The organism is Bacillus sp. FSL H8-0516 (genome assembly GCF_038635285.1).
GTDB classification, from domain to species: domain Bacteria; phylum Bacillota; class Bacilli; order Bacillales; family Bacillaceae; genus Bacillus; species Bacillus safensis.
The window spans coordinates 136,311-162,661 of sequence record NZ_CP152051.1; the positions used below are offsets into that span (position 1 = coordinate 136,311).

The following is a 26,351-nucleotide window of genomic DNA, read 5'->3' on the forward strand; positions in this document are numbered from 1 at the left end:
TTCTATCACTCTATACCAAATACAATGAACCTTTAAGGAGGATTTTTAGAATGGCTAAAGAAAAATTCGACCGTTCCAAATCGCATGCTAACATTGGTACAATTGGACACGTTGACCATGGTAAAACAACTCTAACTGCTGCTATCTCAACAGTTCTTCATAAGAAATCTGGTAAAGGTACGGCTATGGCTTATGACCAAATCGATGGTGCTCCAGAAGAGCGCGAGCGTGGAATCACAATCTCAACTGCACACGTTGAGTATGAAACTGAAACTCGTCACTATGCACACGTAGACTGCCCAGGACACGCTGACTATGTTAAAAACATGATCACTGGTGCTGCTCAAATGGACGGCGCGATCTTAGTAGTATCTGCTGCTGATGGTCCAATGCCACAAACACGTGAGCACATCCTACTTTCTCGTAACGTAGGTGTACCATACATCGTAGTATTCCTTAACAAATGTGACATGGTTGACGATGAAGAGTTACTTGAACTTGTTGAAATGGAAGTTCGTGACCTTCTTTCTGACTATGACTTCCCTGGTGACGATGTACCAGTTATCAAAGGTTCTGCTCTTAAAGCTCTTGAAGGAGATGCTGATTACGAAGCAAAAATCTTTGAACTTATGGATGCGGTTGATGAGTACATCCCAACTCCAGAGCGTGACACTGAGAAGCCATTCATGATGCCAGTTGAGGACGTATTCTCAATCACTGGTCGTGGAACAGTTGCTACTGGTCGTGTTGAGCGTGGACAAGTTAAAGTCGGTGACGAAGTTGAAATCATCGGTCTTCAAGAAGAAAACGGTAAAACAACTGTTACAGGTGTTGAAATGTTCCGTAAACTTCTTGACTATGCTGAAGCTGGTGACAACATCGGTGCACTACTTCGTGGTGTATCTCGTGAAGATATCCAACGTGGTCAAGTACTTGCTAAACCAGGTACAATCACTCCACACAGCCGTTTCAAAGCTGAAGTTTATGTACTTTCTAAAGAAGAGGGTGGACGTCATACTCCATTCTTCGCTAACTACCGTCCGCAGTTCTACTTCCGTACAACTGACGTAACTGGTATCGTACATCTTCCAGAAGGTACTGAAATGGTAATGCCTGGCGATAACACTGAGATGGAAGTTGAACTTATCTCTACTATCGCTATCGAAGAAGGAACTCGTTTCTCTATCCGTGAGGGTGGACGTACTGTAGGTTCTGGTGTCGTTTCAACTATCATTAAGTAATAAACATACAAAAGAGACTCCTTGCAAAAGGGTCTCTTTTTTTGCTTTTCCAGATCAGAACGGCTACTATAAGCTATAGAATCTAAATGGAACCGAGAGGATCGCTGGAATGGCAAAGACATATTTGAAAAAATGGTCGATTGGTGGAATTGACCAATGGATTAGGATGAAAGAAGATCAGACGAGTGAAACGAAGCCTGTACTTTTATTTTTACACGGCGGGCCCGGCTCGGCTCAAATCAGTTATATCGATTCCTTTCACGAGGAACTTGATCAGGACTTTACAGTTGTGCATTGGGATCAGCGGGGCGCAGGACTTTCTTATCAAAAGAATCTTCCTGATGCATCGATGACCATTCAGCAATTTATTGAAGACACGATTGAATTGACAGAGAAGATCCTATCTTATCTAGGTCATTCAAAATTGTATATCGCAGGATACTCGTGGGGATCATTAATTGCCATACAAGCAGTACATAAGCGTCCGGATCTTTATCATGCTTATTATGGGATTAGTCAGGTAGTAGATGTGTTAAAGGAAGATATCGTATCATACGAGCTTCTTTTGAAGAAATACCATCGCAATCGGCTGTTTACTGGGTGTCTGCGATTACTGACGCCTCCTCCATGGAAACGGACGTCAGCTCATGCCTTGTTTTCTCTATATAAAGAGTTTGCGAGCGTAGGTCTCACACATAGATGGAAGCCGGTTTTTCAAATACTAAAAGGGTTTCTTTTTAGTAAGCAATATCAGCTGAAAGATAAATGGAAGTTCATAAAAGGGCAGAAGTTTAGTCAAGACAAGTTATGGGATCAGCTAATGAATGAGAGTATTCAATACCGAGTTTCTACTATATTAATACCGTGCTACTTTCTCATTGGCGATCACGACTTGATTACACCAGCTGCTGTATCAAAACCATATGTTGATCAATTAAAAGCGCCAATCAAAGAATGGTTTACCTTTAAAGACTCTGCACATTCTCCGCATATCGAAGAGCCAGATGAATTTATACGTATCATAAGAAAGACTGCTATACATCATCTTCAGGGAAAGCTTGATTTATAGGCTGAATCCCTGTATAATATGAAAAGTGTGCAAATCATAAATTTATCCGATTTATTATTGCAACACGCAGGCCAATTTGGTACAATAGTGCATGTTGGTCTTTGACTGCGATGAAGTGAGAGGTTGCTGACACACCCGGCCGCTTTGCCATGGCGAGGTGATCAGGTTTTTCTCACGGAGAACTGTCTAACGTAAGTAGGCGAAAAGGAGGGAAAATAATGGCAAAACAAAAAATTCGTATTCGTTTAAAAGCATATGATCATAGAATTCTTGATCAATCTGCTGAGAAGATTGTTGAAACGGCTAAGCGTTCTGGTGCTAGTGTATCTGGTCCAATCCCGCTTCCAACTGAAAAATCAGTTTACACAATCCTTCGTGCGGTGCATAAGTACAAAGATTCTCGTGAGCAATTCGAGATGCGTACTCACAAACGTCTAATCGACATCGTGAATCCAACTCCGCAAACAGTTGATGCACTTATGCGTTTAGATTTACCATCTGGTGTAGATATCGAAATCAAACTTTAATTCAAATAGAAAACACATATTATAGGAGGTGTGACTAATGACCAAAGGAATCTTAGGTAGAAAAATTGGTATGACGCAAGTATTCGCAGAAAACGGTGATCTTATCCCTGTAACTGTTGTTGAGGCTGCTGCTAACGTTGTTCTTCAAAAGAAGACTGTTGACACGGATGGCTATGAAGCAATCCAAATCGGTTTTGATGACAAACGTGAAAAGCTTTCTAACAAACCAGAGAAAGGCCACGTTGCTAAAGCGGAAACTGCTCCTAAGCGCTTCGTAAAAGAATTACGCGGTGCGGAGTTAGATGCGTATGAAGTTGGTCAGGAAGTCAAAGTTGATATTTTCGCAAATGGAGATATCGTAGATGTAACAGGAACATCAAAAGGTAAAGGATTCCAAGGGGCTATCAAACGCCACGGACAATCACGCGGACCAATGACTCACGGTTCACGTTACCACCGTCGTCCTGGTTCAATGGGACCTGTTGATCCAAACCGTGTATTCAAAGGTAAACTTCTTCCAGGTCGTATGGGCGGAGAGCAAATCACTGTCCAAAACCTTGAGATCGTTAAAGTTGATGCAGAACGCAATCTTCTATTGATCAAAGGAAACGTACCAGGAGCTAAAAAATCTCTAGTAACTGTAAAGAGTGCAGTTAAATCTAAATAACTCTCTTAGGAAAGGAGGAAACAAGTCATGCCAAAAGTAGCATTATATAACCAAAACGGTTCTACTAACGGTGAAATCGAATTAAACGCTTCTGTGTTTGGAATCGAGCCAAACGAAAGCGTAGTATTCGATGCTATTCTTATGCAAAGAGCTTCCTTACGTCAAGGAACTCATAAAGTAAAAACTCGTTCTGAAGTACGTGGCGGAGGTCGTAAGCCTTGGAGACAGAAGGGTACAGGTCGTGCTCGTCAAGGTTCTATCCGTTCACCACAATGGCGCGGAGGCGGTATCGTATTCGGTCCAACACCACGCAGTTATTCTTATAAATTACCTAAAAAAGTTCGCCGCTTGGCTATCAAGTCAGTATTGTCTTCTAAAGTAATCGACAACAACATCATCGTTCTTGAAGATCTGACTCTTGATGCAGTGAAAACGAAAGAATTCGCAGGCATCCTTAAAGGATTATCTGTTGAGAAGAAAGCGTTGATCGTCACTGCGGATGCAAACGAAACAGTTGCTTTATCTGCTCGTAACATCCCTGGAGTAACAGTTGTTGAAGCTAACGGTATCAACGTTCTTGACGTTGTCAACCACGACAAACTTCTGATCACTAAAGCAGCGGTTGAAAAAGTAGAGGAGGGACTTGCATAATGAAAGATCCTCGTGATGTTCTAAAGCGCCCTATCATTACTGAACGTTCTGCTGATCTAATGACAGAGAAGAAGTACACGTTCGAAGTTGATGTCAGAGCTAACAAAACAGAAGTGAAAGACGCTGTTGAAGAAATCTTTGGAGTGAAAGTTGAGAAAGTCAACGTTCAAAACTACAAAGGAAAATCAAAACGCGTTGGACGCTACACTGGTATGACTAGCCGTCGCAGAAAAGCGATCGTGAAATTAACTGCTGACAGCAAAGAAATCGAAATTTTTGAAGCGTAAATCTTAAAAAGAAGGAGGGAAATTCAAAATGGCGATTAAAAAGTATAAACCAACCAGTAATGGTCGTCGTGGCATGACTACTTCAGATTTTGCTGAAATCACGACTGACAAACCAGAAAAATCGTTGCTTGCACCGCTACACAAAAAAGGCGGACGTAACAACCAAGGTAGATTGACTGTTCGTCATCAAGGTGGCGGTCACAAACGTCAATACCGTATCATCGACTTTAAGCGTGATAAAGACGGTATACCTGGACGCGTTGCTACAATCGAGTATGATCCAAACCGTTCAGCTAACATCGCTCTTGTAAACTATGCAGATGGTGAGAAACGTTACATTCTTGCTCCGAAAGGAATCCAAGTTGGTACTGAAGTTACTTCTGGACCAGAAGCTGACATCAAACCAGGTAATGCTCTTCCACTTATCAACATCCCAGTTGGTACAGTTGTGCATAACATTGAATTAAAACCAGGTAAAGGTGGACAATTAGTTCGTTCTGCTGGTACTTCTGCTCAAGTTCTAGGTAAAGAAGGTAAATACGTTCTTGTACGTTTGAACTCAGGAGAAGTTCGCATGATTCTTTCTGCTTGCCGTGCGACTATCGGTCAAGTTGGAAACGAGCAACACGAATTAATCAACATCGGTAAAGCTGGACGTTCTCGCTGGAAAGGCGTACGCCCAACAGTTCGTGGTTCTGTAATGAACCCTAACGATCACCCACACGGTGGTGGTGAAGGACGCGCTCCAATCGGACGTAAATCACCAATGTCTCCATGGGGTAAACCGACTCTTGGATTCAAGACTCGTAAGAAAACCAACAAGTCTGATAAATTCATTGTACGTCGTCGTAAAAACAAGTAACGGGGTTGTCTACGGTTCATTTAGGACCGTAGTTCAATCACGAAGGGAGGTTCCACAATGGCTCGCAGCTTAAAAAAAGGACCATTTGTTGATGATCATTTGATGGCTAAAGTCGAGAAATTGAATGAAACTGACAAAAAGCAAGTCGTAAAAACTTGGTCTCGTCGTTCTACAATTTTCCCACAATTCATCGGTCACACAATCGCTGTCTATGACGGACGCAAACATGTACCTGTTTTCATTTCTGAAGATATGGTAGGTCACAAATTGGGCGAATTCGCACCAAGCCGTACTTACAAAGGTCATGCTAGTGACGATAAAAAAACAAGACGCTAATGAGAGGAGGCTTTTAAATGCAAGCTAAAGCTGTCGCAAGAACAGTCCGTATTGCTCCTCGTAAAGCACGTCTAGTAATGGACCTGATCCGAGGTAAGCAAGTAGGAGAAGCAGTTTCTATCTTAAACCTTACACCTAAGGCTGCTTCACCAATTATTGAAAAAGTATTAAAATCTGCTATCGCAAACGCTGAGCACAACTACGAGTTGGACGCTAACAGCCTAGTGATTACTCAAGCATTCGTTGACGAAGGTCCAACACTTAAGAGATTCCGTCCACGTGCTATGGGTCGTGCGAGCGCAATTAACAAACGTACTAGCCACATTACAATCGTTGTATCAGAAAAGAAGGAGGGATAATCCGTGGGTCAAAAGGTAAATCCAGTAGGTCTTCGTATTGGCGTCATTCGTGATTGGGAATCTAAATGGTTCGCAGGAAAAGATTACGCTGACTTCTTACATGAAGACTTGAAAATCCGTGAATTCATCAGCAAGCGTTTGTCTGACGCGTCTGTTTCTAAAGTAGAAATCGAACGTGCTGCAAACCGCGTAAATATCACAATCCACACGGCTAAACCAGGTATGGTAATTGGTAAAGGCGGATCTGAAGTTGAAGCACTTCGTAAAGCTCTTAACAGCCTAACTGGCAAACGTGTACACATCAACATTCTTGAAATCAAGAGAGCAGATCTTGATGCTCAGCTAGTTGCTGAAAACATCGCTCGTCAACTTGAAAACCGTATTTCATTCCGTCGTGCACAAAAACAAACAATCCAACGCACAATGCGTGCTGGAGCACAAGGAATCAAAACAATGGTTTCTGGTCGTCTTGGCGGTGCAGATATTGCTCGTTCTGAATATTACAGTGAAGGTACTGTTCCATTGCACACACTTCGTGCTGACATCGACTATGCTACTGCTGAAGCTGACACTACTTATGGTAAGCTTGGCGTAAAAGTATGGATCTATCGTGGAGAAGTCCTTCCAACTAAGAAGAATACTGCGGAAGGAGGAAAATAATATGTTATTGCCAAAACGCGTGAAGTATCGCAGAGAACATCGTGGAAAAATGCGTGGTCGTGCAAAAGGCGGTACTGAAGTACATTTCGGTGAGTACGGTATCCAGGCTCTTGAAGCTTCTTGGATCACAAACCGTCAAATCGAAGCTGCTCGTATTGCTATGACTCGTTACATGAAACGTGGCGGTAAAGTTTGGATTAAAATTTTCCCTTCTAAGCCATACACAGCTAAACCTCTAGAGGTCCGCATGGGTTCCGGTAAAGGTGCTCCAGAAGGATGGGTAGCTGTAGTAAAACCGGGCAAAGTTTTATTTGAAATTTCTGGTGTGTCTGAAGAAGTTGCTCGTGAAGCTCTTCGTCTTGCATCTCACAAATTGCCAATTAAAACGAAGTTCGTAAAACGTGAAGAAATTGGTGGTGAATCAAATGAAAGCTAATGAAATTCGTGACCTTACCACTGCTGAAATTGAACAAAAAGTAAAGTCTCTTAAAGAAGAACTTTTCAATCTTCGTTTCCAATTAGCGACTGGGCAGCTTGAAAACACTGCTCGCATTCGTGAAGTGCGTAAATCAATCGCACGCATGAAAACTGTGATTCGTCAAAGAGAAATCGCTGCTAATAAATAATAATTAGAGGGGAGGCCCCGCAAACATGAGCGAACGTAACCAACGTAAAGTGTATCAAGGTCGTGTTGTTTCTGACAAAATGGATAAAACCATCACTGTTGTAGTTGAAACATACAAAAAGCATTCACTTTATGGCAAACGTGTAAGATACTCTAAAAAGTTCAAAGCACATGATGAAAACAACCAAGCAAAAATCGGAGACATCGTAAAGGTCATGGAAACTCGTCCTTTATCTGCGACTAAACGCTTTCGTCTAGTTGAAGTTGTCGAAGAAGCCGTTATTATCTAATAAAGTTCGGATTTCTTTTTCCGAAAGGAGGTAACATTAATGATTCAACAGGAGACTCGTTTAAAAGTAGCTGACAACTCTGGCGCACGCGAAGTACTAACGATTAAAGTTCTTGGTGGCTCTGGACGTAAAACGGCTAACATCGGTGATGTCATTGTTTGTACGGTTAAACAAGCAACACCTGGAGGCGTTGTCAAAAAAGGTGAAGTTGTGAAAGCAGTTATCGTTCGTACTAAGAGCGGAGCTCGCCGAAACGATGGATCTTACATCAGTTTCGACGAAAATGCATGTGTCATCATCCGTGACGACAAGAGCCCACGTGGAACTCGTATCTTCGGACCAGTAGCACGTGAACTTCGTGAAAACAACTATATGAAAATTGTTTCTCTAGCACCAGAAGTACTTTAATGAATACAATCCGCGACTCAAGGAGGTGCGATTAAATGCATGTTAAAAAGGGCGATAAAGTAGTGGTTATCTCTGGTAAAGATAAAGGTAAACAAGGTGTCATCCTTGCTGCTTTCCCTAAAAAGGAACGTGTTTTAGTAGAAGGTATTAACCTTGTGAAAAAACACTCTAAACCAACCCAAGCTAACCCTCAAGGCGGAATTTCTGAACAAGAAGCGCCGATCCACGTATCAAACGTAATGCCGCTTGATCCTAAAACGGGTGAAGTGACACGTGTTGGGTATAAAGTTGAGGACGGAAAGAAAGTCCGTGTAGCGAAAAAATCTGGGCAAGTTCTAGATAAATAGTAAATAAGGAAGGGAGGTCTTTCTCATGAACCGCCTTAAAGAAAAGTATGTAAAAGAAATTACACCTGCATTAGTTTCTAAGTTTGAATACACTTCAGTAATGCAAGTGCCAAAAATCGAAAAAATCGTGATCAACATGGGTGTTGGTGACGCCGTTCAAAACGCTAAAGCAATCGATACTGCTGTTGAAGAATTAACGTTTATCGCTGGTCAAAAACCTGTCGTTACTCGTGCGAAGAAGTCTATTGCTGGATTCCGTCTACGTGAAGGAATGCCAATCGGTGCGAAAGTAACACTTCGCGGAGAGCGCATGTATGATTTCCTTGATAAACTTATTTCTGTGTCTTTACCACGTGTACGTGACTTCCGCGGGATTTCTAAGAAATCTTTCGACGGTCGTGGAAACTACACGCTTGGTATTAAAGAACAGTTAATCTTCCCAGAAATTGATTACGATAAAGTAACAAAGGTCCGCGGTATGGATATCGTTATCGTTACTACTGCCAATACGGACGAAGAAGCACGTGAGTTATTAACTCAAGTAGGTATGCCGTTCCAGAAATAATCAATGAAAGGGAGGCGAAATCGTGGCTAAAAAGTCTATGATTGCGAAACAACAACGCAAACAAAAGTTTAAAGTTCAAGAGTATACGCGCTGCGAACGTTGTGGACGTCCACATTCAGTTATTCGTAAGTTTAAACTTTGCCGTATTTGTTTCCGCGAACTTGCATATAAAGGACAAATTCCTGGCGTTAAAAAAGCCAGCTGGTAATCCCCATAAATGGGAAGGAGGTTATTAAATAATGGTTATGACAGATCCGATTGCAGATTTGCTGACTCGTATTCGCAATGCGAACATGGTACGTCATGAGAAGCTAGAAGTACCGGCTTCAAAAATCAAAAGAGAAATTGCTGAAATCTTAAAGCGTGAAGGTTTTATCCGTGACGTTGAGTACGTCGAAGACAGCAAACAAGGAATTATCCGTTTGTTCCTTAAATACGGCCAAAACAACGAACGTGTTATCACTGGTCTTAAAAGAATCAGTAAACCTGGTTTACGCGTATATGCGAAATCAAATGAAGTACCACGTGTACTTAACGGACTTGGAATCGCAATTATTTCTACATCACAAGGTGTTTTATCGGACAAAGAAGCCCGTGCTAAACAAGCTGGTGGAGAAGTACTTGCTTACGTATGGTAAAAAAAGTTTAAGATGAATGGAGGTGCTTGGTATGTCTCGTATAGGTAAAAAACTAATCGAGATCCCTTCAGGAGTAACTGTGACAAACAACGATAACACAGTGACAGTAAAGGGACCAAAAGGTGAACTAACTCGTGCATTTCACCCTGATATGGAAATTAAAATTGAGGACAACGTCTTAACTGTAAGCCGTCCGTCTGAAAATAAAGAACACCGTGCATTACATGGTACAACACGTAGCTTGATTGCAAACATGGTTGAAGGTGTATCTAAAGGTTTCGAAAGAGGTTTAGAACTTATCGGTGTCGGTTACCGTGCAGCTAAATCTGGAAACAAACTTGTTCTTAACGTTGGATACTCTCATCCAGTTGAAATCGTTCCTGAGGCTGGAGTTGAAGTAGAAGTTCCATCTCAAACGAAAGTAATCGTTAAAGGTATCGATAAAGAGCGTGTAGGAGCTCTAGCTTCTAACATCCGCGCTGTCCGTGCTCCAGAGCCTTACAAAGGTAAAGGAATTCGTTACGAAGGTGAATTCGTTCGCCGTAAAGAAGGAAAAACTGGTAAGTAAGATCGCTTAAAGTGAAGAAAGGAGTGACTCGGATGATTACGAAAACTAGCAAAAACGCTACTCGTCTTAAAAGACATGCTCGTGTTCGTGCGAAACTTTCAGGTACTGCTGAAAGACCTCGCCTTAACGTTTTCCGTTCTAACAAGAATATCTACGCTCAAGTAATTGATGATGTTAACGGTGTAACACTTGTAAGTGCTTCTACTCTTGATAAAGAGTTAAAGATCGAGAATAGTTCTGACACTGCAGCTGCTACGAAAGTTGGCGAACTTGTTGCAAAACGTGCTGTTGAAAAAGGAATCTCTAACGTGGTATTTGACCGCGGAGGATACCTATATCATGGACGTGTAAAAGCTCTAGCTGAAGCTGCTCGTGAGGCTGGACTTAAATTTTAATAAAAGAAGGAGGGACACATCCGAATGAGTCGTATTGACCCAAGCAAATTAGAGTTAGAAGAACGCTTAGTTACGGTTAACCGCGTAGCGAAAGTTGTTAAAGGTGGACGTCGTTTCCGTTTTGCAGCTTTAGTTGTTGTCGGTGACAAAAACGGTCATGTAGGTTTCGGTACTGGTAAAGCACAAGAAGTACCAGAAGCGATCCGCAAAGCTGTTGAAGATGCGAAAAAGAATTTAATTGAAGTACCAATGGTTGGAACTACAATTCCACATGAAATCATCGGTCGATTCGGTGCAGGAAACGTTCTATTGAAGCCTGCTTCAGAAGGTACAGGAGTTATCGCTGGAGGCCCAGTGCGTGCGGTACTTGAGCTTGCTGGTCTAGCTGATATCCTTTCTAAATCTCTAGGTTCTAATACACCGATCAACATGATCCGCGCAACACTTCAAGGTTTAAGTGAGCTTAAACGTGCTGAAGATGTAGCGAAGCTTCGTGGAAAATCTGTAGAAGACCTGTTAGGATAAGGAGGGAACAATAATGGCAAATAAATTAGAAATTACCCTCAAACGCAGTGTAATCGGTCGCCCTGAAGATCAGCGTGTCACTGTTCGTACTCTTGGTCTTAAGAAAACAAACCAAACAGTCGTACATGAAGACAATGCAGCGATCCGCGGCATGATTAACAAGGTGTCTCATTTAGTTTCTGTTAAAGAACAATAAAACATTTTTAATCGATAAGGAGGTGCCCAAATGAAACTTCATGAATTGAAGCCTTCAGAAGGTTCACGTAAAGTACGCAACCGTGTTGGTCGTGGTATTGGATCAGGTAACGGTAAAACTTCTGGTAAAGGTCATAAAGGTCAAAACGCTCGTTCTGGCGGCGGTGTACGCCCTGGTTTCGAAGGTGGTCAGATGCCTTTATTCCAACGCCTTCCAAAACGTGGTTTTACAAACATCAACCGTAAAGATTACGCGGTAATCAACTTAGACAGATTAAACAGTTTTGACGAAGGAACGGAAGTAACTCCTGAACTTCTTCTAGAGACTGGTGCAATAAGCAAGTTAAAAGCAGGAGTAAAAATTCTTGGCAACGGTAAATTAGAAAAAAAATTAACTGTAAAAGCCAATAAATTCTCTGCTTCTGCGAAAGAAGCGATTGAAGCTGCTGGCGGTACAGCCGAGGTGATCTAACTTGTTTAAGACAATCTCCAATTTTATGCGCGTGAAAGATATACGGAATAAGATTATATTCACACTTTTAATGTTAGTCGTCTTTCGTATAGGTGCTTTCATCCCTGTGCCTAATGTGAACGCCGAAGTTCTCCAGGCACAGGATCAAATGAGTGTTTTCGGAATCCTCAACACGTTTGGGGGCGGGGCACTTTTCCAATTCTCCATTCTTGCAATGGGGATTATGCCGTATATCACTGCTTCGATCATCATTCAGCTCTTGCAGATGGATGTTGTTCCGAAGTTTACTGAGTGGTCAAAGCAAGGAGAGGTTGGCCGCCGAAAATTAGCACAATTCACAAGGTATTTTACAATTGTTCTAGGATTTATCCAGGCGCTGGGAATGTCATATGGATTCAACAATATGGCAGGAGGCATGCTGATTGAAAACCCTGGTGTTTCAACGTATCTCTTAATTGCGGTCGTACTCACTGCGGGAACAGCATTTTTAATGTGGCTGGGTGAGCAGATTACTGCTCACGGTGTTGGTAATGGTATTTCGATTATTATCTTTGCCGGTATCATCGCTGGTATCCCTCAAACATTAAAACAAGTGTACGCTCAACAATTTGTAGGTGGAGATGGACAGCTGTTCATGCAAATCCTTAAAATTGCCCTTATTGTCATTGCCATTCTTGTCATTGTTATCGGTGTTATTTACATTCAAATGGCAGTGAGAAAGATTGCAATTCAATATTCAAAAGGAACTGGCCGTGCACAAATGTCTGCTAGTCAAGCAACGCACCTTCCATTGAAAGTGAATCCAGCAGGGGTGATTCCAGTCATCTTTGCCGTTTCTTTCATTATTACTCCGCAGACGATCGCATCGTTCTTCGGAACCAATAATGTGACAACTTGGATAACCAACAACTTTGACTATACTAAGCCAATCGGTATGACGATTTATGTAGCACTGATTGTTGCTTTCACATATTTTTATGCCTTTGTCCAAGTCAATCCTGAACAAATGGCTGAAAATCTGCAAAAGCAGGGTGGCTATATCCCGGGAGTTCGTCCAGGGAAAATGACTCAAGATAGAATTACGAGCATTTTGTACCGACTCACGTTTGTGGGCGCCATTTTCTTAGCCGTGATTTCAATACTTCCTATCTTTTTCATTCAATTCGCTGGATTACCTTCCGCTGCACAAATTGGCGGCACAAGTCTTCTCATTGTTGTAGGTGTTGCACTTGAAACAATGAAGCAGCTTGAAAGCCAATTAGTGAAACGAAATTACCGTGGATTTATGAAATAAAACAGAGGGCTGGGCAGCTGCCCAACCTCTCTAAGTAAGGAAGGGGAAATCCGAAATGAACTTAGTCTTAATGGGGCTTCCGGGTGCTGGTAAAGGCACTCAGGCAGAACGAATTGTTGATGATTATGGGATCCCTCATATCTCAACAGGAGATATGTTCCGCGCTGCTATGAAAGAGGAGACACAACTTGGGCTCGAAGCAAAATCCTTTATCGATAAAGGAGAGCTTGTTCCTGATGAGGTCACAATCGGTATTGTTAGAGAAAGACTTGGCAAAAATGATTGTGAACAAGGTTTTCTTCTGGACGGATTTCCGCGAACAGTCGCTCAGGCTGAAGCTTTAGAAGAAATTCTAAAGGACCTTGGCAGAACGATTGATTATGTCATTAATATTAAAGTCGATAAAGATGCTTTGATGGAGCGTCTGACTGGCCGAAGAATTTGCAAAAATTGCGGAGCAACATATCATTTAGTATTCAATCCACCTGCGAAAGAAAATGTTTGCGACAAGTGCGGAGGCGAGCTTTATCAACGTGCAGATGATAATGCAGAAACCGTTTCGACTAGACTTGAAGTAAACGTAAAGCAGACTGAACCTTTACTGAACTTCTATTCAGAAAAAGGATATCTTGCAAACATTGATGGTGCGAAGCACATTAACGATGTATATGCAGATATCAAGGACCTGCTTGGGGGATTAAATAAATGATTATCTGTAAAACTCCTCGCGAGCTTGAGATTATGAGAGAAGCTGGACGTATTGTCGCACTGACTCATGAAGAGCTGAAGAAACACATAAAACCAGGTATTTCGACAAAAGAATTGGATCAAATTGCCGAACGTTTTATTACAAAGCAGGGTGCAATCCCATCTTTTAAAGGGTATAATGGTTTTCGCGGGAGCATTTGCGTTTCGGTGAATGAAGAACTCGTTCACGGTATTCCTGGTAAACGGGTTTTACGTGATGGTGACATCATTAGTATCGATATTGGCGCAAAGTTAAATGGCTATCATGGTGACTCTGCTTGGACTTATCCAGTTGGGGTAATCAGTGATGAAGACCGCAAACTACTGGAAGTCACAGAGGAATCTCTATATAAAGGCTTACAGGAAGCAAAGCCAGGCGAACGTCTGTCGAACATTTCCCATGCCATACAAACGTATGTTGAAAATGAGAATTTTTCAGTTGTTAGAGAATATGTTGGACATGGGGTCGGACAGGATCTTCATGAGGACCCTCAAATTCCTCATTATGGTCCGCCCAACAAAGGCCCGCGGCTAAAACCTGGAATGGTGTTGGCCATCGAACCGATGGTGAACGCAGGCAGCCGATATGTGAAAACATTGGCTGATAACTGGACGGTTGTAACGGTTGATGGGAAAAAGTGTGCTCACTTTGAGCATACGATTGCGATTACAGATACAGGTTTTGATATACTGACTAAGATTTAGGTCTTCACTGAAGCCTTTCAGGCCCAAATCGGGCAGGTTGTCTGTATAGTCCAAAGAAAGAACAAGATCAGTATACAGGTGTCATCGGCATATTCGTTGACTGCCATGTACTAATCGCAGACGGAGAAAAGCGTAAATTTCATTCTCCTAAGAAAAAATATCAATCATATAACCTTTTATGATTGCGTATCTCCGGAAGTTCAGAACAGTATATTCAAAACAGGTCGGGTGATAGATGAACAATTGAGAGATTCTCATTTGGACATTTGTCAGAGAGCAAGTTACTGATTTGAAGAAGGGAGAACACTTGAATGGCGAAAGACGATGTAATTGAAGTGGAAGGTACTGTAGCAGAAACTTTGCCAAACGCAATGTTCAAAGTTGAACTAGAGAATGGTCATACAGTTTTGGCTCATGTATCAGGAAAAATCCGTATGCACTTCATTCGCATTTTACCTGGAGACAAAGTTACGGTAGAATTATCTCCATATGACTTAACTCGTGGTAGAATTACGTACCGTTACAAATAAAGCAACTCCGGAAGAAGGAGGTTGGAAACACATGAAAGTGAGACCATCTGTTAAACCTATCTGTGAAAAATGTAAAGTGATTCGCAGAAAAGGAAAAGTAATGGTGATCTGTGAAAACCCAAAACATAAACAAAAACAAGGCTAATAACAAGGAGGTGCCCAAATCATGGCTCGTATTGCTGGTGTAGATATTCCACGTGATAAGCGTGTTGTCATTTCTTTAACATATGTTTTTGGAATTGGTCGTACGACTGCGCAACAAGTCCTTAAAGAAGCAGGTGTTTCTGAAGACACTCGCGTTCGCGATCTAACTGAAGACGAACTTGGTAAAATCCGTGATATCATTGACAAACTTAAAGTAGAAGGTGACCTTCGTCGTGAAGTTTCACTTAACATTAAGCGTCTAATTGAAATCGGAAGCTACCGCGGAATCCGTCATCGTAGAGGACTTCCTGTTCGTGGACAAAACACAAAAAACAACGCGCGTACTCGTAAAGGTCCGCGTCGTACTGTAGCTAACAAGAAAAAATAAGTAAAGGAGGTAGTTAAAGAATGGCTGCTGCTCGTAAACAAAATACGCGTAAACGTCGCGTGAAAAAGAATATTGAAGCTGGAATCGCTCATATCCGTTCCACTTTCAACAACACGATTGTAACGATTACTGATGTTCATGGAAACGCAATTTCTTGGTCAAGTGCTGGTGCATTAGGATTCAGAGGTTCTCGTAAATCTACTCCTTTCGCTGCACAAATGGCTGCTGAAACTGCTGCTAAAGGTTCTATCGAACACGGTCTTAAAACACTTGAAGTAACTGTTAAAGGTCCTGGTTCTGGTCGTGAAGCTGCAATTCGTGCACTTCAAGCTGCAGGTCTTGAAGTTACTGCAATTAGAGACGTAACTCCAGTTCCTCATAACGGATGCCGTCCACCAAAACGTCGCCGCGTGTAATTTGTTTGTATAGATTTTGTGTCCCTGTCAATAATGGGTTATGATACAGTTATTTATGAGACGAATACACGACTCGTTGCCTGAGCACATACGGGACTAAACAATGAGGAATTTCGGATGGAATCTCATATGATTCTATTCGAGGTTTCGACGTTTTGAAGGAGGGTTTTATTAGATGATCGAAATTGAAAAACCAAAAATCGAAACGGTTGAAATCAGCGACGATGCCAAGTATGGCAAGTTTGTCGTAGAGCCACTTGAGCGTGGATATGGTACCACTTTAGGGAACTCCCTTCGTCGTATCCTTTTATCCTCACTTCCTGGTGCAGCTGTAACATCGATCCAGATAGATGGTGTCTTACACGAATTCTCAACGATCGAAGGCGTGGTTGAAGATGTTACAACGATTATCTTAAACATTAAAAAGCTTGCACTCAAAATCTACTCTGAAGAAGAGAAGACGCTTGAAATTGATGTACAAGATGAAGGTACTGTAACAGCTGCTGATATTACACACGACAGCGATATTGAAATCTTAAATCCAGATCTTCACATCGCAACTCTTGGCAAGAATGCGAGCTTCCGTGTTCGCTTAACTGCACAAAGAGGTCGCGGGTATAATCCTGCTGATGCAAACAAAAGAGACGATCAGCCAATCGGTGTGATTCCGATCGACTCAATCTATACACCTGTATCTCGTGTGACTTATCAAGTGGAGAACACCCGTGTTGGGCAAATCACAAACTATGATAAATTAACACTAGATGTATGGACTGATGGAAGCACAGGACCGAAAGAAGCGATCGCTCTAGGTTCTAAGATTTTAACTGAACACCTGAATATTTTCGTTGGGTTAACTGACGAAGCTCAGCATGCTGAAATCATGGTTGAGAAAGAAGAAGACCAAAAAGAAAAAGTGCTTGAAATGACAATTGAAGAGCTTGATCTTTCTGTTCGTTCTTACAACTGTTTGAAGCGTGCGGGTATTAACACTGTTCAAGAGCTTGCTAACAAGACAGAAGAGGATATGATGAAAGTTCGTAACCTTGGACGTAAATCTCTTGAAGAAGTGAAAGCGAAACTAGAAGAACTTGGACTGGGTCTTCGTAAAGACGATTGACTAGTTTCATTGTGAACTAGGATTTTCGTGTGTTTTTTATTCATACAGCATCTCTAATTAAGGAGGGGACATCACATGGCATACAGAAAGCTAGGACGCACTAGTGCACAACGTAAAGCAATGCTTCGTGACCTAACGACTGATTTGATCATCAACGAACGCATCGAAACAACTGAAACACGTGCGAAAGAACTTCGCTCTGTAGTTGAAAAAATGATCACTCTTGGCAAACGCGGAGATCTTCATGCTCGCCGTCAAGCTGCAGCTTACATTCGTAATGAAGTAGCTAACGCTGAAACAAACCAAGATGCACTTCAAAAATTATTCGCTGACGTTGCAACTCGCTACGAAGATCGCCAAGGTGGATACACTCGTATCATGAAGCTTGGACCTCGTCGCGGCGATGGCGCACCAATGGCTGTCATTGAATTAGTTTAATCACATATCGTGTATCTAAGAAAGGGCGGGACAGTTCATAACTGGATCTATGCCCTTTTTTAGGTACTACGGCTTTTTTAGGAATAAGCAAAGAAGAGGTTGAGCTGAGAGGAGGTCCGGTAGAGATGGGGAAGACATTAATTGACGTAAAGGACATTGTATTTCGTTATCACAAGGATGCGGACAAGCCCGCTTTAGATCAAGTGTCACTGCATGTGAATCAAAATGAATGGCTCGCCATTGTTGGTCATAACGGTTCAGGTAAATCCACACTTGCCCGTGTGCTGAATGGGCTCATTTTACCGGATGCTGGTACGGTCAAGGTTGGAGAGATTGAGCTCAAAGAAGAAAGTGTTTGGGATATTCGCAAAAAGGTCGGAATGGTCTTTCAAAACCCAGATAACCAATTTGTGGGCTCAACAGTTCGTGATGATGTGGCTTTTGGTTTAGAAAATAACGGGGTTGAGCGGGAATTGATGATAGAACGTGTAGATTGGGCTGTCAAACAGGTCAATATGCAGGAGTTTCTTGATCAAGAGCCGCACCATCTATCAGGCGGGCAGAAGCAGAGAGTCGCTATTGCAGGTGTGCTTGCCGCAAGCCCTGACATCATGATCTTGGATGAAGCAACATCAATGCTTGATCCGATTGGCCGTGAAGAAGTGTTAGAGACTGTTAGACTTCTGAAGGAACAAGGTACAGTCACAGTCATTTCCATCACACATGATTTAGACGAGGCTGCCAAGGCAGACCGCGTCATTGTGATGAATGACGGGAAGAAATTTGCCGAGGGAACGCCAGAGGAAGTATTTGAACTAGATGAACAGCTGGTTCAGATTGGACTTGATCTGCCATTCTCCTATCGATTGAGCAAGCAATTGAAGCAGCAAGGTGTGCCGCTTGCAAATGCCCATTTGACACAAGAAGGATTGGTGAAAGAGCTATGGACATTACGATCAAAGAATTAGAGCATCGTTATCAAATGAAAACGCCGTTTGAGCGTCTCGCTTTGTATGATGTCAATGCTTCCATCAAAGAGGGCAGCTATGTCGCTGTCATTGGTCATACGGGCTCTGGCAAGTCTACATTGCTGCAGCATTTAAATGGATTGCTCAAACCAACGAAGGGGAGCATTGCGCTTGGAGAGACCATTTTACAAGCCAATAAAAAGCAGAAGGATATGAAACCCCTCCGGAAAAAGGTAGGCATCGTGTTTCAGTTTCCTGAACATCAGCTCTTTGAGGAAACCATCCTCAAGGATATCTGCTTTGGTCCAATGAACTTCGGTGTCCCTCAAGAGAAGGCAGAAGCGAAGGCGAAGGAGATGCTGAAACTGGTGGGTCTTCCTGAATCCCTATTATCTCGATCTCCCTTTGAACTAAGCGGCGGTCAAATGAGACGTGTGGCGATTGCAGGCGTTTTAGCGATGGAGCCAGAAGTGCTTGTGCTTGATGAGCCGACTGCTGGATTGGATCCACGCGGACGGAAGGAAATCATGGACATGTTCTATGACCTTCATCAAAAGGCAAACCTCACCACGATCCTCGTCACACACAGTATGGAGGATGCCGCTCATTATGCGGATCAAATGATTGTGATGCATAAAGGGACAGTGAAGGCAACAGGCACGCCGAGAGAGTTGTTTGCCAATCGTAAAGACATGTCTTCGTTTGGTCTCGACCTCCCAGAAACGATTAAATTCCAGCAGACTGTAGAAGAAAAGCTTGGTATTACGTTTCCAAGGCCGCTTCTGACCATGGATGAGATGGCAGAAGCCTTAACAGCTCTTTATCAGGAGGACACGACATCATGATGGATAGTATGATTATCGGCAAATATGTGCCAGGCTCATCCTTTGTCCATCGTCTTGACCCAAGGACAAAGCTGTTATCAATTTTCTTTTTCGTCTTTATTGTCTTTTTTGCTAATAATTACATCACTTACGGGCTTTTAGGTGTCTTTACCATCCTTGTGGTGATGGTTTCTCAGGTGCCGCTATACTTTATTCTCAAGGGAATGAAGCCGATCCTATGGATTGTCCTGTTTACCTTTATTCTTCATATTTTCATGACGAAGGATGGCGCCTTGCTATTCCACTTTGGTTTTCTGAATATTTATGAAGAAGGTCTAAAGCAGGGGATCTTCATTTCACTCCGTTTTGTCTATCTCATCATGATGACGACACTTCTTACGTTAACGACAACGCCTATAGAAGTGACAGACGGGATGGAAAAACTGCTGCACCCATTCCGTAAAATCAAACTGCCTGTTCATGAGCTTGCTCTCATGATGTCCATCTCTCTTCGGTTTATTCCGACGTTATTAGAAGAGACAGACAAAATCATGAAGGCACAAATGGCACGAGGCGTTGATTTTACAAGCGGACCTTTAAAGGATCGCCTGAAAGCTATCGTTCCTTTGCTTGTTCCGCTTTTTGTCAGTGCGTTTAAGCGTGCAGAGGAACTGGCGACCGCGATGGAAGCGAGAGGCTACCGCGGGGGAGAAGGACGGACGAAATACCGTCAGCTTGTCTGGGGCATGAAGGACACGTTCACGCTGCTTCTATTCATCCTGTTAACAGCACTCCTTGTGCTGCTTAGAAATTAGGTGATTCCTAGATGAAGGTCAAATGTACCGTTTCCTACGATGGGACACATTTTAAAGGCTATCAGGTGCAGCCAGGGCAGCGAACCGTTCAGACGGAGATTGAGTCTGCCCTTGCAAGAATGCACAAACAGGATGAACTGATTCCGATTGTGGCTTCCGGCCGGACAGACAGCGGTGTCCATGCAAAGGGGCAGGTCATCCATTTTGAGACCCCGCTCTCGATCCCGATGGAGAGATGGCCTTTTGCCCTCAACAGCCTGCTGCCGGGTGATATCCGTGTTCTAAAGGCTGAGGAGGTCGATGATTCGTTTCATGCCAGATTTGGTGTTGTTTCGAAGGAGTACCGTTATAAGGTCTCAACAGAAACACACCAAAATGTGTTCACGAGACAGTATGCCTGCCACTATCCTTACCGGCTGGACATCGATAAAATGAGAGAAGCCGCAGAGCACCTGATTGGGACACATGACTTTACAAGCTTTTGTGCGGCCAATACAGAGGTTCAGGACAAGGTGAGGGTTATTTATGCCCTCGAGTGGAAAAGCGTCTCAGACGGGCTTGAAATGCGTGTGAGAGGGAATGGTTTTTTATACAACATGGTGCGGATTATCGCTGGAACGTTGCTTGAAATCGGTTCTGGTAAATTTCACCCTGATGACATAAAAACCATGCTTGCCGCCCGAAATCGCGAAGCGGCAGGTAAGACTGCGCCTAGTCACGGACTGTATTTATGGGAAGTTTTCTATGACAACTAAACCAGGTGTAACATGTTCTTGACACAGGAAGCAGAAAGTTATAAGATATCATATGGTATGTATTTCAACCCCACAAATAAGCCCCGGAAGACTTATCTGTGTTTTGAAATAGAACGTAGCATTTGATTCAAGGAAAATTCATTGATTTATTTAGGAGGGAAACTCATGCGTACAACACCAATGGCGAACGCAAGCACAATTGAGCGCAAATGGCTAGTTGTTGATGCGGCAGGCAAGACTCTAGGTCGTCTTTCTACTGAAGTAGCATCACTTTTGCGCGGTAAGCACAAACCAACTTATACACCACACGTTGATACAGGTGATCATGTGATCATCATCAATGCTGAGAAAATCGAATTAACTGGTAAGAAATTGACGGACAAAATTTACTACCGTCACACGATGCACCCAGGTGGTTTGAAACAAAGAACTGCTCTTGAGATGCGTACAAACTACCCTGAAAAAATGTTGGAGCTTGCTATCAAAGGTATGCTTCCAAAGGGTCCACTAGGTCGTCAAATGTTCAAAAAATTAAATGTGTACCGTGGTTCTGAGCATCCACATCAAGCACAACAACCTGAAGTTTACGAACTTCGCGGTTAATTATAAGGGAGGTTAACAATTTGGCACAGGTTCAATATTACGGTACAGGTCGTCGTAAAAGTTCTGTAGCGCGCGTTCGCTTAGTTCCAGGTGAAGGCCGTATCGTCGTTAATAATCGTGAAATTACTGAATACATTCCATTCGCTGCTTTAATCGAAGACGTGAAACAGCCTTTGAACATCACAGAAACAGCTAACAGCTACGATGTTCTTGTAAATGTTCACGGTGGTGGATTCTCTGGTCAAGCTGGAGCAATTCGTCACGGTATCTCTCGTGCTCTTCTAGAAGTAGATCCTGAGTACCGTACACCACTTAAACGTGCTGGACTTCTTACTCGTGACTCTCGTATGAAAGAGCGTAAGAAATACGGTCTTAAAGGCGCTCGTCGCGCACCTCAGTTCTCAAAACGTTAATCAATTTTATATTGTATGGACGTTTTACAAAGGTTTGTTACAGACAAACCTTATAAAAAAAGCATCAGCATCCTGCTGGTGCTTTTTTATTTGTGTTTTTTTCTGTATGGAAACATATAAAATAGGATTATAACAAGGTTTCTGTTTAAAACACGAAGTCTATGGAGGGGGTGTCATATGAATCTAACAACAGAAAGGTGTATCATTCGCTCATTTGCTGAGGATGATTGGCAGGATGTCTATGCATATACTTCTGATCCGGAAGTGATGAAGTATATTCCGGAAGGTGTTTTTTCTAAAGAAAATGCGCAGGAATTTGTTAAAAATAATCGTCTTAAAACAGCCAAGAATTTTGCTGTTCTATTAAAAGAAGATCAGATATGTATCGGGCATATCGTGTTTCATCCTTACTTTGGTGAGCACACTTATGAGATTGGCTGGGTTTTCAATCCTGCCTATCAAAACAAGGGATATGCATCAGAAGCGGCTTATGCTGTCCTGCATCATGGTTTTCACACACTAAACTTACATCGGATCATCGCCACTTGTCAGCCTGAAAATGTGCCCTCGTGGAGAGTGATGGAGAAAATGGGGATGAGGAGAGAGGGGTATTTTAAAAAATGTATACCACAAGGAAATGAGTGGTGGGATGAGTTTTACTATGCCATCTTACAAGAGGAATGGTTCGTAAAGAAGAATTGGTAAGTTTTAATGATATAAAGTGATTCATCATCCCGAATATTCTCTGGCTTTTTTAATCGATATAGTCAGTTCAAATAAGCGGAAGAGGGGGGCGGGCATGAGGATTTTTGATTTTATGTACATTTTCATTTCATTGATTGTGATTTTCCTATTCAAGAAAACCAAAGGTATACACCGCCAAGTTATGTGGTGAATGATTATAGGAGATAGACAGCTGTTTGGGGATTGTAGGTGGAGTAATTGTGTCAGGTTTATTTCAGGGCTTTGATCAAGGCTATTTGTTGAAAAGCACTAGATGAAATGGGAACGGCTTTTTGCGGTGTAACCCATTACCTTTTACAGCAACTGATGATGAGATTGTTCATTTGGATCAACAAGAGGTAAAGGTTTTACGATTTAATGTGAAGCGGGGCGGTTCGGAGGGAGGACATTTCAAAGCTCGATTATTTTGCGAGAAGGGTGAATGAGCTGGCTGGCATAGTGAACTCTACATAGACTTAAGCATCTCCCTGACATCTCATCTACGCTTGAACAGCTGCCGGCCTTTTCAATTTAATCATTAAGGCTTATCGGAAGAAGAATTGCTGCATTTGCTCAAGCTCGTTGAAAAAGGTGTTCGTTTGAAAGCAACGGGCTTTGGACGTGTTGATTTAAACATCGAACATACATTGACATCCATTTATCAAACGAATCCTGATGCAGTGATGTTTAGATAGACATTCCATCTACATGGGCGCAACTTCCATTTAATACGGTGATATTCAATTAATTCAACATCTTTTTGATGTTTTAAAATATAAGATTCTTAACGAATTGATGCGAATCAAGGATAATTAGTTAATTGTATTTGATTTTATATTTTTAATAATCTTATTATGAACTATTAAAATTAAAAACACTTTAAGAGAAAGAGTTCTTCGCTTAAAGTGCTTTTTTGTTTCAGGAATCACAGGTACTTAAAAAGTATTTTAATTTATTTATCCTTTGTTGAGTTTAAATCTTGATACAGGTCTTTTCGTGCTTTGTTTGAGTTAACTAAATTATCCACTAAATCTTTTTTCCAAAGTGTTTCACTCTCTTTATATTCTATATATGAGTGTGGTAATTTTTTTTCAAGTTGCTTTCTCTTAAAAGCCACTTTATTTTCTCTGGGTCCTTCTAATTCAAATTGTACCTCATCTAAGTTCTCAATTAAGATAAAGGCAGCTAAAGCATTGTATAGAAAGTTCTTTTTGATAGTATCATTATTGAGCCAATAGTCAGTGAATTGTTCCTCGCTTATTGATGAGTTTTCTTTTAAGCCATATACAACTTTTAGCTTGTTTCCATCTACTATTTCAAATTCTTTATACATGTCTCCACCTGGAAGTATAGAGATTATAGAGCCAACAGATGAGTTGTTTCCAAGCTGTGTTTCTTTATGTTCTAGTAGCTGCTGTAAATTATCTTTTTTTTCTTGGTTATCGTTAGCGTCTTTATTACTGCACCCGGTGCTTAAAATAACAATAAACATTAACATCAATATCAAATATTTTTTCATTATATAATGCTCCTTCAATTATAATCAATTAATTAATAAATCTATATCAGATGAGGTGTTCTCCTTAATAACCCTCTTGATAGTGCCATTTTGTATTTTAAAGACTCCTTTATCAGAGAAAATATATTTTTTGTTCATAAAACCATTGATATTACCAACATCTAATTTTAACACTTCAGCATTTGGTTTACTAAAGCTATTGGTATTATAAATTTCTAGGTAAGAAGTGTTAGAAGTTCCCGAAATGATATAGAGTTTATTATTATCAAATTGCATGAATTTAGGTGGATAAGTAGTATCTATTTTTTTTTCAAGTTTATTTTTTATAAAGTTATATGTCATTATAAGTTTAACCGGTTTTTTTTCTTTTTGAGATTTTATATTTATGTCCATTAATTCTTCCTGTAGAAGCAACCACAATTCACCATTTTTTAAGAAGGCATTTAAATCATAAGCTTTATCAAAAACTTGAGTCATTTGAAGCTTTTGAGTTTTTGTATTTAGGGAGTATAAAATGGTGTTGTTATTTATTGTTAATATATATATATTGTTAGAAGTTTCATCAAAAAGCATTCTCTCCGGTAAACCTTTCAGACTCCAAGATTCAATAGGTTTTTCTATATTATCAATATTATATTTATTTAGTGTTACTTTATTGGCCTGATTTGGAGGATATGCCAGTACATAAAGATAATTATTTATAATCATGGCTTCATGTATTGGTTCTTTTATTAATCCAATCTTTTTTATTTCATCCTGATCTTGAACAAAGATCTGGTATCCATACGGCTCTAATTGTTGAGTTACTACAACTGATTTTTTTTGCTTTTCATTATAAGTTGTTGAAGAATATAAATCTTTCTCTTTTTGAATTTTAAATTTTTTTATAATTTCCTCTTTATTAAAATTAAATACATTAATCATAGGAACACCTTTGTCTTCTGATAAATAACTAATTGATTCTCCACTATTGTTTTGAAGCTGGGTGTTTTGAGGAATAAATAACATAACTACATAGATAATTGAAATTATTGCGATCAAGATAGCAATAATCTTTAAAATTCTTTTCATGAATCATTACCTCTAATAATTTCTGTAATATGAATTGAAGATGCTTTAAGAATAGGTCTAAAACTTGAAATAAAACTAACTAATACAATTAAAATAAAACTAATGAAAATCTGTATCCATGTCATATTAACTGAAAAATCAAAGTTAACTCCAATAGATTTTTCTAAGTAAGAGTTTAATAACTCAATGATAATAAAACTTGAAATAATAGAAATAACAAAAGATATTAAAGATATAAATAAAACCTCTATAGAGAATAGCTTGATAAGGTGAGACTTTTCATAACCAAAAGTTCTCATAACTCCAATTTCTTTATAACGATTTCTTAAAGATTGGCCAATAACTGATGCAATACTGACCCCTGAGAAGACCAATAGTACAACTAAGATAATACCTCCAATAGCAATAATTATTTTAGCTACTAGTGGAATAGACTGAGAGGCTTTTAATGAATAGCCTGTGTCATAACCTAATTTCTCAATATCATTAGCAACTTGAGTTAAATTTTCCACATCATTTACAATAACAGTTCCAAACTCATAGGTTAAATTTTTTCTGTAATCTTTTAAGGGAAGACCAAGAAAATCAGCATTAAATTTTTCTACAAAATCAATACTACCTAATGATACATCATCTGGATAGTTATCTAAATAGAACTGATCAAACTTTGATTGAATCGTAGTGTTTTTTGTTTTCCGAATACCTTCCCCTTCTTTAACCTTAACCGTGTAACTAATTTTTATTTGGTCATTTGAGGCTAACTCGTCTGCTAAAGAGGAATTAATTACGATTTGATTATTGTTTATCATTTTATCTTTATTGGATGTAAAGTACTCTAATCCTTTATCATTAACCCCAACGAGATTTGTCGTGGTCTTACTGTTTTTATATTCTACTCCTACAAAAGCTTCTATCTTAGGGAATGCTGTTACAACATTATCTATTTCATTTAATTTCTTAAAAGAACCAGAAGTTAACTCATTTTCTGAGTTTGATGATATTTCTATAAGTTTGAGGCTTTGATTTTCAATAACAGTAGTATTTACACTAGCAGTAATGCTTGAAAATAATGATAATATGATATTTAATATAATGATGCTAAGAGTAATGATTGTAATAGGCGCAATGCTTTTAAACCCATTTCTCAAAAAGTTGTTCCAACTAAGTTTTAAATAATCATTTAATCTCATT

General features: G+C 40.7%; 42 protein-coding genes and 2 pseudogenes. 41 read left to right on the plus strand and 3 right to left on the minus strand.

Going from position 1 to position 26,351, the window contains the following annotated elements; translation table 11 throughout:
- Nucleotides 1-50: 50 nt before the first annotated feature.
- The 41 genes and pseudogenes from tuf to MHB67_RS00920 all read left to right on the plus strand — a co-directional run bounded on the left by tuf (nucleotide 51) and on the right by MHB67_RS00920 (nucleotide 23,386).
- Nucleotides 51-1,241, plus strand: coding sequence for an elongation factor Tu (tuf, locus tag MHB67_RS00720; RefSeq protein WP_034283892.1), 1,191 nt, complete (start codon nucleotides 51-53; stop codon nucleotides 1,239-1,241).
- Nucleotides 1,242-1,350: 109 nt separating this feature from the next.
- A complete protein-coding gene (locus MHB67_RS00725) occupies nucleotides 1,351-2,310 on the plus strand; it encodes an alpha/beta hydrolase (protein WP_342492720.1) in 960 nt (319 codons plus the stop codon).
- 218 nt (nucleotides 2,311-2,528) lie between these two features.
- Nucleotides 2,529-2,837 carry a 30S ribosomal protein S10 gene (gene rpsJ / locus MHB67_RS00730; RefSeq protein ID WP_003156464.1) on the plus strand — a complete coding sequence of 103 codons (309 nt, stop codon included), beginning with the start codon at nucleotides 2,529-2,531 and terminating at the stop codon, nucleotides 2,835-2,837.
- A gap of 37 nt (nucleotides 2,838-2,874) precedes the next feature.
- Nucleotides 2,875-3,504: a 50S ribosomal protein L3 gene (rplC, locus tag MHB67_RS00735; protein ID WP_024425597.1), complete on the plus strand. Its 630-nt coding sequence runs from the start codon at nucleotides 2,875-2,877 to the stop codon at nucleotides 3,502-3,504.
- A 27-nt stretch (nucleotides 3,505-3,531) separates the two neighbouring features.
- Nucleotides 3,532-4,155, plus strand: coding sequence for a 50S ribosomal protein L4 (gene rplD / locus MHB67_RS00740; RefSeq protein WP_024425598.1), 624 nt, complete (start codon nucleotides 3,532-3,534; stop codon nucleotides 4,153-4,155).
- The gene (gene rplW, locus MHB67_RS00745; RefSeq protein WP_003217016.1) at nucleotides 4,155-4,442 is read left to right on the plus strand and encodes a 50S ribosomal protein L23; all 288 of its coding nucleotides are present in this window, start codon (nucleotides 4,155-4,157) and stop codon (nucleotides 4,440-4,442) included. Before rplD ends, rplW begins: the two co-directional genes overlap by 1 nt.
- Nucleotides 4,443-4,470: 28 nt before the next feature.
- A complete protein-coding gene (gene rplB, locus MHB67_RS00750) occupies nucleotides 4,471-5,304 on the plus strand; it encodes a 50S ribosomal protein L2 (RefSeq protein WP_024425599.1) in 834 nt (277 codons plus the stop codon).
- A 57-nt stretch (nucleotides 5,305-5,361) separates the two neighbouring features.
- On the plus strand, nucleotides 5,362-5,640 hold the full coding sequence (gene rpsS / locus MHB67_RS00755) for a 30S ribosomal protein S19 (protein WP_003216920.1): 279 nt from the start codon (nucleotides 5,362-5,364) through the stop codon (nucleotides 5,638-5,640).
- Between the two features lie 17 nt (nucleotides 5,641-5,657).
- Complete coding sequence (gene rplV / locus MHB67_RS00760; protein ID WP_007496316.1) at nucleotides 5,658-5,999, plus strand: 50S ribosomal protein L22; 342 nt, start codon at nucleotides 5,658-5,660, stop codon at nucleotides 5,997-5,999.
- 3 nt (nucleotides 6,000-6,002) lie between these two features.
- Nucleotides 6,003-6,659 carry a 30S ribosomal protein S3 gene (gene rpsC, locus MHB67_RS00765; RefSeq protein WP_003217241.1) on the plus strand — a complete coding sequence of 219 codons (657 nt, stop codon included), beginning with the start codon at nucleotides 6,003-6,005 and terminating at the stop codon, nucleotides 6,657-6,659.
- A 1-nt stretch (nucleotide 6,660) separates the two neighbouring features.
- The gene (gene rplP, locus MHB67_RS00770; RefSeq protein ID WP_003156478.1) at nucleotides 6,661-7,095 is read left to right on the plus strand and encodes a 50S ribosomal protein L16; all 435 of its coding nucleotides are present in this window, start codon (nucleotides 6,661-6,663) and stop codon (nucleotides 7,093-7,095) included.
- A complete protein-coding gene (rpmC, locus tag MHB67_RS00775; protein WP_003217155.1) occupies nucleotides 7,085-7,285 on the plus strand; it encodes a 50S ribosomal protein L29 in 201 nt (66 codons plus the stop codon). The genes rplP and rpmC overlap by 11 nt, the downstream gene beginning before the upstream one ends.
- 25 nt (nucleotides 7,286-7,310) lie before the next feature.
- Complete coding sequence (gene rpsQ, locus MHB67_RS00780) at nucleotides 7,311-7,574, plus strand: 30S ribosomal protein S17 (RefSeq protein ID WP_003216906.1); 264 nt, start codon at nucleotides 7,311-7,313, stop codon at nucleotides 7,572-7,574.
- A 39-nt stretch (nucleotides 7,575-7,613) separates the two neighbouring features.
- Entirely contained in the window at nucleotides 7,614-7,982 is a 369-nt protein-coding gene (gene rplN / locus MHB67_RS00785) for a 50S ribosomal protein L14 (protein ID WP_003216882.1), read from the plus strand.
- 35 nt (nucleotides 7,983-8,017) lie between these two features.
- Complete coding sequence (gene rplX, locus MHB67_RS00790) at nucleotides 8,018-8,329, plus strand: 50S ribosomal protein L24 (RefSeq protein WP_008356538.1); 312 nt, start codon at nucleotides 8,018-8,020, stop codon at nucleotides 8,327-8,329.
- A 25-nt stretch (nucleotides 8,330-8,354) separates the two neighbouring features.
- Entirely contained in the window at nucleotides 8,355-8,894 is a 540-nt protein-coding gene (rplE, locus tag MHB67_RS00795; protein ID WP_024425600.1) for a 50S ribosomal protein L5, read from the plus strand.
- Between the two features lie 22 nt (nucleotides 8,895-8,916).
- Nucleotides 8,917-9,102 (plus strand): 30S ribosomal protein S14, encoded by a 186-nt coding sequence (rpsN, locus tag MHB67_RS00800; RefSeq protein WP_008356542.1) that lies wholly within the window; start codon nucleotides 8,917-8,919, stop codon nucleotides 9,100-9,102.
- Between the two features lie 31 nt (nucleotides 9,103-9,133).
- Entirely contained in the window at nucleotides 9,134-9,532 is a 399-nt protein-coding gene (gene rpsH / locus MHB67_RS00805) for a 30S ribosomal protein S8 (protein ID WP_007496327.1), read from the plus strand.
- Between the two features lie 31 nt (nucleotides 9,533-9,563).
- Nucleotides 9,564-10,100: a 50S ribosomal protein L6 gene (gene rplF, locus MHB67_RS00810; protein WP_008345395.1), complete on the plus strand. Its 537-nt coding sequence runs from the start codon at nucleotides 9,564-9,566 to the stop codon at nucleotides 10,098-10,100.
- Between the two features lie 32 nt (nucleotides 10,101-10,132).
- Complete coding sequence (gene rplR, locus MHB67_RS00815; RefSeq protein WP_008356544.1) at nucleotides 10,133-10,495, plus strand: 50S ribosomal protein L18; 363 nt, start codon at nucleotides 10,133-10,135, stop codon at nucleotides 10,493-10,495.
- A gap of 24 nt (nucleotides 10,496-10,519) precedes the next feature.
- Nucleotides 10,520-11,020: a 30S ribosomal protein S5 gene (rpsE, locus tag MHB67_RS00820; protein WP_007496332.1), complete on the plus strand. Its 501-nt coding sequence runs from the start codon at nucleotides 10,520-10,522 to the stop codon at nucleotides 11,018-11,020.
- A 13-nt stretch (nucleotides 11,021-11,033) separates the two neighbouring features.
- A complete protein-coding gene (gene rpmD, locus MHB67_RS00825) occupies nucleotides 11,034-11,216 on the plus strand; it encodes a 50S ribosomal protein L30 (protein WP_003217067.1) in 183 nt (60 codons plus the stop codon).
- Between the two features lie 30 nt (nucleotides 11,217-11,246).
- Nucleotides 11,247-11,687: a 50S ribosomal protein L15 gene (gene rplO / locus MHB67_RS00830; RefSeq protein ID WP_003216888.1), complete on the plus strand. Its 441-nt coding sequence runs from the start codon at nucleotides 11,247-11,249 to the stop codon at nucleotides 11,685-11,687.
- Between the two features lies 1 nt (nucleotide 11,688).
- Nucleotides 11,689-12,981 (plus strand): preprotein translocase subunit SecY, encoded by a 1,293-nt coding sequence (gene secY, locus MHB67_RS00835; RefSeq protein ID WP_007496334.1) that lies wholly within the window; start codon nucleotides 11,689-11,691, stop codon nucleotides 12,979-12,981.
- A gap of 55 nt (nucleotides 12,982-13,036) precedes the next feature.
- On the plus strand, nucleotides 13,037-13,690 hold the full coding sequence (locus MHB67_RS00840) for an adenylate kinase (RefSeq protein WP_103132744.1): 654 nt from the start codon (nucleotides 13,037-13,039) through the stop codon (nucleotides 13,688-13,690).
- Nucleotides 13,687-14,433, plus strand: coding sequence for a type I methionyl aminopeptidase (map, locus tag MHB67_RS00845; protein ID WP_003217210.1), 747 nt, complete (start codon nucleotides 13,687-13,689; stop codon nucleotides 14,431-14,433). Before MHB67_RS00840 ends, map begins: the two co-directional genes overlap by 4 nt.
- Before the next feature lie 45 nt (nucleotides 14,434-14,478).
- Nucleotides 14,479-14,767: pseudogene (locus tag MHB67_RS00850) on the plus strand (RNA-binding protein).
- The gene (infA, locus tag MHB67_RS00855; RefSeq protein ID WP_003217190.1) at nucleotides 14,745-14,963 is read left to right on the plus strand and encodes a translation initiation factor IF-1; all 219 of its coding nucleotides are present in this window, start codon (nucleotides 14,745-14,747) and stop codon (nucleotides 14,961-14,963) included. The pseudogene MHB67_RS00850 and the gene infA overlap by 23 nt, the downstream one beginning before the upstream one ends.
- A 31-nt stretch (nucleotides 14,964-14,994) precedes the next feature.
- Nucleotides 14,995-15,108, plus strand: a complete 114-nt coding sequence (rpmJ, locus tag MHB67_RS00860) for a 50S ribosomal protein L36 (protein WP_003156543.1) — start codon at nucleotides 14,995-14,997, stop codon at nucleotides 15,106-15,108.
- Nucleotides 15,109-15,129: 21 nt separating this feature from the next.
- The gene (gene rpsM / locus MHB67_RS00865) at nucleotides 15,130-15,495 is read left to right on the plus strand and encodes a 30S ribosomal protein S13 (RefSeq protein ID WP_003217023.1); all 366 of its coding nucleotides are present in this window, start codon (nucleotides 15,130-15,132) and stop codon (nucleotides 15,493-15,495) included.
- Between the two features lie 20 nt (nucleotides 15,496-15,515).
- A complete protein-coding gene (gene rpsK / locus MHB67_RS00870; RefSeq protein WP_003217231.1) occupies nucleotides 15,516-15,911 on the plus strand; it encodes a 30S ribosomal protein S11 in 396 nt (131 codons plus the stop codon).
- A 175-nt stretch (nucleotides 15,912-16,086) separates the two neighbouring features.
- On the plus strand, nucleotides 16,087-17,031 hold the full coding sequence (locus MHB67_RS00875; RefSeq protein ID WP_003217009.1) for a DNA-directed RNA polymerase subunit alpha: 945 nt from the start codon (nucleotides 16,087-16,089) through the stop codon (nucleotides 17,029-17,031).
- Between the two features lie 75 nt (nucleotides 17,032-17,106).
- The gene (gene rplQ / locus MHB67_RS00880; protein ID WP_003216944.1) at nucleotides 17,107-17,469 is read left to right on the plus strand and encodes a 50S ribosomal protein L17; all 363 of its coding nucleotides are present in this window, start codon (nucleotides 17,107-17,109) and stop codon (nucleotides 17,467-17,469) included.
- Between the two features lie 125 nt (nucleotides 17,470-17,594).
- The gene (locus MHB67_RS00885; protein ID WP_044139649.1) at nucleotides 17,595-18,437 is read left to right on the plus strand and encodes an energy-coupling factor ABC transporter ATP-binding protein; all 843 of its coding nucleotides are present in this window, start codon (nucleotides 17,595-17,597) and stop codon (nucleotides 18,435-18,437) included.
- Nucleotides 18,413-19,282 carry an energy-coupling factor ABC transporter ATP-binding protein gene (locus MHB67_RS00890; protein ID WP_103132743.1) on the plus strand — a complete coding sequence of 290 codons (870 nt, stop codon included), beginning with the start codon at nucleotides 18,413-18,415 and terminating at the stop codon, nucleotides 19,280-19,282. The genes MHB67_RS00885 and MHB67_RS00890 overlap by 25 nt, the downstream gene beginning before the upstream one ends.
- Complete coding sequence (locus MHB67_RS00895) at nucleotides 19,279-20,076, plus strand: energy-coupling factor transporter transmembrane protein EcfT (RefSeq protein ID WP_024425607.1); 798 nt, start codon at nucleotides 19,279-19,281, stop codon at nucleotides 20,074-20,076. The genes MHB67_RS00890 and MHB67_RS00895 overlap by 4 nt, the downstream gene beginning before the upstream one ends.
- An 11-nt stretch (nucleotides 20,077-20,087) precedes the next feature.
- Nucleotides 20,088-20,831 carry a tRNA pseudouridine(38-40) synthase TruA gene (gene truA, locus MHB67_RS00900; RefSeq protein ID WP_103132742.1) on the plus strand — a complete coding sequence of 248 codons (744 nt, stop codon included), beginning with the start codon at nucleotides 20,088-20,090 and terminating at the stop codon, nucleotides 20,829-20,831.
- Nucleotides 20,832-20,996: 165 nt separating this feature from the next.
- Nucleotides 20,997-21,434 (plus strand): 50S ribosomal protein L13, encoded by a 438-nt coding sequence (rplM, locus tag MHB67_RS00905; protein ID WP_003217042.1) that lies wholly within the window; start codon nucleotides 20,997-20,999, stop codon nucleotides 21,432-21,434.
- Between the two features lie 20 nt (nucleotides 21,435-21,454).
- Entirely contained in the window at nucleotides 21,455-21,847 is a 393-nt protein-coding gene (rpsI, locus tag MHB67_RS00910; RefSeq protein WP_007496354.1) for a 30S ribosomal protein S9, read from the plus strand.
- Nucleotides 21,848-22,024: 177 nt separating this feature from the next.
- Nucleotides 22,025-22,552 carry a GNAT family N-acetyltransferase gene (locus MHB67_RS00915; protein WP_103132741.1) on the plus strand — a complete coding sequence of 176 codons (528 nt, stop codon included), beginning with the start codon at nucleotides 22,025-22,027 and terminating at the stop codon, nucleotides 22,550-22,552.
- 94 nt (nucleotides 22,553-22,646) lie between these two features.
- Nucleotides 22,647-23,386: pseudogene (locus tag MHB67_RS00920) on the plus strand (amidohydrolase family protein).
- 136 nt (nucleotides 23,387-23,522) lie between these two features.
- Here the strand turns inward: MHB67_RS00920 and MHB67_RS00925 are convergent.
- The 3 genes from MHB67_RS00925 to MHB67_RS00935 are packed head-to-tail and all read right to left on the minus strand — an operon-like array spanning nucleotide 23,523 to nucleotide 26,350.
- Nucleotides 23,523-24,089, minus strand: a complete 567-nt coding sequence (locus tag MHB67_RS00925) for a DUF4825 domain-containing protein (protein WP_103132740.1) — start codon at nucleotides 24,087-24,089, stop codon at nucleotides 23,523-23,525.
- A gap of 24 nt (nucleotides 24,090-24,113) precedes the next feature.
- Nucleotides 24,114-25,160 (minus strand): hypothetical protein, encoded by a 1,047-nt coding sequence (locus tag MHB67_RS00930; RefSeq protein ID WP_103132739.1) that lies wholly within the window; start codon nucleotides 25,158-25,160, stop codon nucleotides 24,114-24,116.
- Nucleotides 25,157-26,350: an FtsX-like permease family protein gene (locus MHB67_RS00935; RefSeq protein WP_103132738.1), complete on the minus strand. Its 1,194-nt coding sequence runs from the start codon at nucleotides 26,348-26,350 to the stop codon at nucleotides 25,157-25,159. Before MHB67_RS00935 ends, MHB67_RS00930 begins: the two co-directional genes overlap by 4 nt.
- Nucleotide 26,351 lies beyond the last annotated feature (1 nt).